The organism is Xenorhabdus sp. Sc-CR9, from assembly GCF_963897815.1.
Lineage (GTDB): Bacteria > Pseudomonadota > Gammaproteobacteria > Enterobacterales > Enterobacteriaceae > Xenorhabdus.
Genome location: NZ_CAWQTY010000244.1, coordinates 82,139 through 88,915, shown reverse-complemented (window position 1 = coordinate 88,915; position 6,777 = coordinate 82,139). Strand labels below are relative to the sequence as shown.

Below are 6,777 nucleotides of genomic sequence, written 5' to 3'. Positions count from 1 at the left end.
GTAAAGCGTAATCCGCTTTTGGCCGCCGTCAGCCCGTTCATGATATTCATCCTATTTTGCTCCTTGTCATGATGGTTGAACAATTACATCTCCATGCGTGCCCCATAGACTTCTTTGAATTCCCACATAATTTTTTTGTGCGGGGTAGATACATCCAGCTTGACGAAAGTGGACTGACTGACAAAACAAGCCATCGCCTCATGGATTAACCGGCAGAAGCGGTACATTTCCCCCGAATTGGCGTAACAATCGGGGTTCAGGATCAGTGACAGCAGACGCCCACGAACAGGACACCCCAGCTTCATCCGGTCAATCAGGCGCTCTTCCACCTGCATAATGCCGTCGATATGCCGCTGGATATGGCGGCTCAGGGGGCGGTTAAATTCGGCATAATGGTTAAACAGACGAAGAAAATGCCGCATTCCTTCTGTGGTAAACAACAAAATGGGCGGACTGGCGAGGCAGGAAAGCAGCGGCCAGCCGGAATTATCCTGCAACATCGGCGGGTAATCGGTGGTGACTGGCGTAATATTGCGCACGCTGAGATGTGAAGGCGAACCTTCCTGCATCACACGGATGCTGCCTTGCGCCAGTGCCATTGCGGGTTCATGGTAGCCCGTAAAATCGCAGGCGACCGCGAGTTCAGGCAGGTTGCGAGCCGGTTTGCCCGTCAGGTCAAAAAAATGCAACCAGTGTTGAATGCGATCCAGCAAGTCACGCTCGGTGCGAAGCTGGTAGTAGAAATAATCCGGCTCTTCCCCGGCAAGCAGTTCTGCTGCGGGCGTAAACTGCTCTATCGGCAGATAGCGATAAGGGGTGCCCCGTTGCGCATCATCATCGGGTTGCTGGAGCACCTGAATATCACGTAACCGGAACAATTTCACTGCATCTCCCAGCGGCAGGGGATAACAGTGATTTTCGGCACTCAGCGCAATGGGCGGACTGATCCGGTTTTCCAGATGAATGGCCGGTACACAGCCCAGCATAAAGGCATCGCCGACATCATCCAGCGGCAGTTCGCCTTCAAAACGAAAAACCAGTTCAAACGTGCCGTCCGCATTGAGCGGGACTTCCGCGCGGTCACGGCTGATATCCAGCGTGACAAAATTATACAGGTGCGGTAGTGCATAATATTCAACCAGCGTTTGCAGGCCGGTATAGGGGTTCTTTTTCATCGGCAGGATGGGCTTATCCAGCAGGTCATGCCAGCCATAAGGAAAGCAGTTCAGCTTGCGTTGCTCGCCCTGTGCGCTGACGCTCATCTCACAGATATGCTGGTCAAGCCACAGGCTGAGCTGTGCCGCTCGTCCGGTATCCGTGCCGAGGAAAAAAGAGAGCGAACCGCATTTCCAGACTGAAGAAGTGCTTCCCGTCAGGCAAAGCGTCAGGATAATTTCGCTGTGGGTGCCGGTTTTTTTCACCCTGCGATCCCGCACAACTAAAGGCTCAATATGCAGCGGCCGGCAGGTTTTGAAGGTGAGTAATTGCTCCTCCGCCTGCGCAGAAACAGCCGTGTTTCTGGGAATATCCACAGCGCCCTGATGTTCACCATCGGTAGGGAAAAATTGCATGATTGTGGTGGGTGGGACGGAGCACAGCACTAACGGCCAGATGCGGGACAGAACTCCGTGGGTGATTTCAGGGAAATCATCCTCCAGTTTATCCCGTAAGCGGGCAATTAGCAGAGAAAACGCTTCGAAAAGACGTTGAATATCGGGATCATGAGCCGTTGCCAGAAAATCTGTTAAATGGGGGGATTCTTTTACCACGCGCTGAGCCAGCTCCCGCAGGTAGGCGCGTTCTTGCAGGTACAGCGATTCCTTGTTGTTTATCATTCTTTTTACTTTTTTATGTTAGATTTTTTTATCCGGCAGGTTAATTTATTGTACACACCCATCAATAAAATTAATTAACTAATTAGATGGAATTTTCACCTGATTTTGGCGGAATATGGGGGAATTAGCAGAATGTACGCGAGAATTCAGGCAAAAATAAGGATGGTAGGCACAGCCAACAGTTTGACTCCTCTGTGCTTAACCGTTATATCTTTTTCTGCAAAAATGATCTATCGCCTGCCAGGATCGCCTTCGAGTGGCGAAATCAAACTCCCGTAGCCTGCAAGGGAGAGCAAATATTGTGCGGTACATCTGCGCACTTTTGGAAGCGGATATTGTCAGATATAAACCCCTTGTCTAACGATGAAGGTTTTTTAAACTAAAAATACCCCAAAAGGGCGTTTTTATGCTGTTATCTAAGTGCATTGAATTCTGAATCATGCCCTTAACGCCATATTGCTAAATTATTTTCATACACCACATTCATACTTCTACGATCTCTGTTTGAAATATTCAGCTGATAACTTTTCTGCATCCAAATAATCAACTCATAACTATTGTTTGACATTTCACCTTGCTGCGTTTGCTGTATCGGCTGGCATTTCAACTCTCGTACCACTTTTGCTGACTGTTTATGGGACTTAAGGCGTCACTTTTTGTCGGTTTACCGCTGAAAGTGACGCCGCAGCAAAAGGACAACCTGACAATGACAGGCTCACGCCTAGGCGCGTTGTTATTGAGTCTGAATATTCAGGTTAAAAGCCGCAGCCATTTAAAAACCAAGCATGTAGAGCACTACGTTGATGCCCGTTTATCACAGGGGGTTGGCTAAGCGAACGATGCAAAATGAAATGGCTGCGCTGCGTAATATCTTCCGCATGGCAGGCAGGGAGAGACTGGAAACTTCTTCACGTTTGAGTAATCAGGCATTGGGATTAAGTGGAGCCAGTCGTGCGGGAACAAAGCAGGCGATCCCTGATGCCACATTTCAGGCTGTTTATCAGAAGGCACTTGAACGGGATGCCGGATTTGCGGCCACACTGAAACTTGCCCGACTGATGGGGCTGCGTTCTCAGGAAGCGGTACAGTGTAGTGCTTCATTGAAAAGCTGGCGCAAACAATTAGAACAACCAGAGCCAAAATCTTATTGATACCTACAAAGTGCTCTCCTCTCTAAGAGGGCCGCCGGTCAGATGAAAAATATCTTTCGGTTGCTATTATTACGTTTGCAGTGAGCTGATTAACCACTGTTGATATTTCAAATCGCAATAGTGAAAAATCACGATGTTGTTTGAAACGGAGGCGTGACAAAATAAAGGATAGTTTATAGAGAGGGTTATTCTTGGATAATATTTCACTATATATAATGATTTACAAGAGTGATGTTTTCTTAGGGAAGTATATAAGATAAAAATCCTCCAGCGATGATTTAATTTGTATATAAATTTGTATATATTTGATGGGGTAATTATAAATTCCATTTAATATCAATATGTTGATTGGGTTGTTCTATTCCAGTGGGAGCATTGATGTTTAGAGTTTATCATTCAAATCAACTTGATGTACTTAAAGAGTTGACGGTGAGCCTGATCGGGGGTGAGCCTCTTTCTAACCCATTTGACAAAGAAGTAATTTTAGTTCAAAGCCCGGGCATGTCTCAGTGGTTACAGATTCAACTGGCGGAGAAGCTGGGTATTGCTGCGAACATAGAATTCCCACTTCCTGCAACTTTTATCTGGCAGATGTTCACGCGAGTATTGATTGATGTTCCCAAAGATGGTGCTTTCAGTAAGGACGCCATGAAATGGAAATTAATGACGCTGTTGCCTGCTTTATTAACTGAGCCGGAGTTTGTTGCGCTTAGCCATTATCTTGATCAGGACATCGATAAACGCAAGATTCATCAATTGGCTGGTCGGGTTGCGGATTTGTTCGACCAATATTTGGTTTATCGTCCGCAATGGTTAGAAAGTTGGGGTAATGGCCAATTAATTGATGGCTTGAACAGCAATCAATTGTGGCAGAAAAGATTGTGGTCTGAACTGACAGAATATACTCGCCAGCTACAGCAACCCCTGTGGCATCGTGCTAATTTATACCAGCGATTTATCACAACTTTGGAGAAAGGCAACTTTCCATTGGAAAATTTGCCGCCGCGTATTTTTATCTGCGGAATTTCTACCCTGCCTCCCGCTTACCTGCAAGTATTTAAGACGTTAGGAAAATATATTGATATTCATCTTATGTTTACTAACCCGTGCCAATATTATTGGGGAGATATTCAAAGTTATACATTTCTCGCCAGATTAAACAGCCGTAAGCCAAAACATTATAAAAGCAGCAAATTGCTGGAGAGATTCAAAGAACCAGAAAATGCGCCATCGCTCTTTAATGAAGACGGTGAGCAGAGACTAAACAACCCATTATTGGCATCCTGGGGAAAGTTGGGGAGAGATAATCTCTATCTGCTGTCACAATTAGAGCCAGATTCTGATATTCATGCTTTTGTTGAGTTGGAATCTGAATGCGTTTTGCATCAAATCCAGCGGGATATTCTCAATCTTGAAGACCATGCCCAGATAGGAACGACGGAAAATACGTTCAAAAATAGTCTGAAAAAACGCTCATTTGATAGTGCGGATCGTTCGTTGACTTTTCATTCATGCCATAGCCCGCAAAGAGAGATAGAAGTATTGCAGGATCAGCTCCTGCGTTTGCTGGATGATGATCCGTCTCTGACGCCGCGGGACATTATTGTAATGATGGCGGATATTGATAACTATGCGCCTTATATTCAGGCTGTTTTTGGCAATGCACCTGAGGAGCGCTATATCCCCTTTGCTATTTCTGACCGTAAAGTTCGTCAGGCACATCCTGTTTTACAAGCATTCATTACTTTGCTCGATTTGCCACAGAGCCGATTTACGGCTGAACAAGTCCTGGCATTGTTGGAAGTGCCTGCTTTAGCCGGCAAATTTTCTATTCACGAAGAGGGATTGCGTTTACTGCGGCGCTGGGTGAAAGAATCAGGTATTTGTTGGGGGCTGGATGATAGCAACATTGAAGCATTGTCTTTGCCCGCCACGGGACAAAATACTTGGCATTTTGGACTGACACGCATGTTACTGGGTTATGCAATGGACAGTCAGGCAGGGCCGTGGAATGACGTATTGCCTTATGATGAATCCAGTGGGCTTGCTGCCGAATTAGCCGGTCAATTGGCTGAATTTTTAATGGAATTGAACCAATGGCGCAAAATTCTGGGTGAAAAGCAGAAATTGGCGGATTGGCTGGCAGTGTGCCCACAATTGCTGGAAACTTTTTTCGCGTTGGATGATGAAACTGAACTGGTATTAGCACTCATTACCCAACAATGGCAAAAAGTGATTGATAATGGCTTGAATGCACATTACGAAGAAAATGTTCCTTTGGTATTGTTGCGCGATGAATTGGCGTTTCGTTTTGATGATGAGAAGATAAGTCAGCGTTTTCTCGCGGGTTCTCTGAATTTTTGTACTCTGATGCCGATGCGCTCTATTCCTTTTAAGGTTGTTTGCCTGTTGGGAATGAATGACGGAGTTTATCCACGCACTATTCCCCCGCTTGGGTTTGATCTTATGGCGGAAAAAACGCAACGGGGAGATCGCAAACGACGCGATGATGACCGTTATCTTTTTTTGGAGGCGTTGGTTTCGGCGGAGCAATTCCTTTATATCAGCTATATCGGTAAATCGATTCGAGATGATACTGAGTGCAATCCATCTGTATTAGTTAATGAACTACTGGATTATGTTTGCCAGAGTTTTTGCCACGCAGGTGATGAAATGCTGAATGTTGATGATAGTGCCAGAAATGTCAGACAACATTTGCTTTTACAGCATACTCGTGTTCCTTTTGCGACAGAAAATTTCCTGCCTGACCATTACGCACAAAGTTATGCGGTAGAGTGGTTGCCTGCGGCAACTCAGCAAGGCATTTCTGTAACTGATTTTTGCCAGCCGGTGGCGTTTGATCGCAGCGAAATAAAAGAGATTTCTCTAGATGAATTAGTCCGCTTTTATCGCCATCCTGTCAGGGCATTTTTCCAGCAACGTCTAAAAGTACATTTTGTCATCGAAGATACGGAGTTACCTGAAGAAGAGCCTTTTGTACTGGATAACCTGAAACGTTATCAATTCAACCAACTACTGCTGAGTATTTTGATAGAAAAAGAGCATCCTGAATCTTTGTTTCATCATCTTCGCGCATCGGGTGGTTTACCACATGGCGCGTTTGCTCAAGTTTACTGGAAGGCTCAACTGGAAACCATGCAGCCATTGGCAGACAAGGTCCGCGAGGAGCTAACTGCATCTTCTTCCATCAATTTATATGCGGAATTAGACAGTGTGATATTGACCGGAAAAATTAATCAGGTGCAGCCTGATGGAATTTTACGTTGGCGTCCGGCGAACTTAACAGCCAATGATGGTATCCAACTATGGATTGAACATCTTGCTTATTGTCTCTCAGGTGGTATCAGCGAAAGTCGCATGTATGGGACGGGAGGAAAAGAGGGTAAAAAAGGTACAGAGTGTCGTTTTTCACCGCTAAGGCAGGATGAAGCGAAAAAATACCTGAATCAGATAATAGAAGGATATTTCCAGGGAATGTCTGAACCTCTTCCCTTGTTTTGCCGGAGTGGCTGGGCATGGCTGGAAGGTTGCTTCAGTAAGGAAAGTCAGCAAATCGATTTCAGCGAGGAAATCCAACAAAATGCTGAAAATAAATTGATGGAGCAATGGCTGGGAACAAATGACAAGAAAGGGGAAAGCAGCGATCACTATATACAGCGGGCTTTCCGGCAAGTTGATCAATTACTGTTAGAGCGTATGAAACGCGAAATTCAGAGCTATTTGTTACCGATGGCCCGTTATTCAAATGGCTCGTTATTCAAATAAATAGG

General features: G+C 45.4%; 2 protein-coding genes and 1 pseudogene. 2 read left to right on the top strand and 1 reads right to left on the bottom strand.

Annotation, left to right across the window (positions count from 1 at the left end; translation table 11 throughout):
- Positions 1-83: 83 nt before the first annotated feature.
- Positions 84-1,835, bottom strand: a complete 1,752-nt coding sequence (locus tag AACQ81_RS19605; protein WP_237385920.1) for a type VI secretion system baseplate subunit TssF — start codon at positions 1,833-1,835, stop codon at positions 84-86.
- 718 nt (positions 1,836-2,553) lie between these two features.
- On the opposite strand from AACQ81_RS19605, the pseudogene AACQ81_RS19600 reads away from it, so the two are divergent.
- Together AACQ81_RS19600 and recC are read left to right on the top strand one after the other, a co-directional pair.
- A pseudogene (locus AACQ81_RS19600) lies at positions 2,554-2,977 on the top strand (integrase domain-containing protein); the annotation flags it as partial.
- 387 nt (positions 2,978-3,364) lie between these two features.
- Complete coding sequence (gene recC, locus AACQ81_RS19595) at positions 3,365-6,772, top strand: exodeoxyribonuclease V subunit gamma (protein ID WP_237385919.1); 3,408 nt, start codon at positions 3,365-3,367, stop codon at positions 6,770-6,772.
- Positions 6,773-6,777 lie beyond the last annotated feature (5 nt).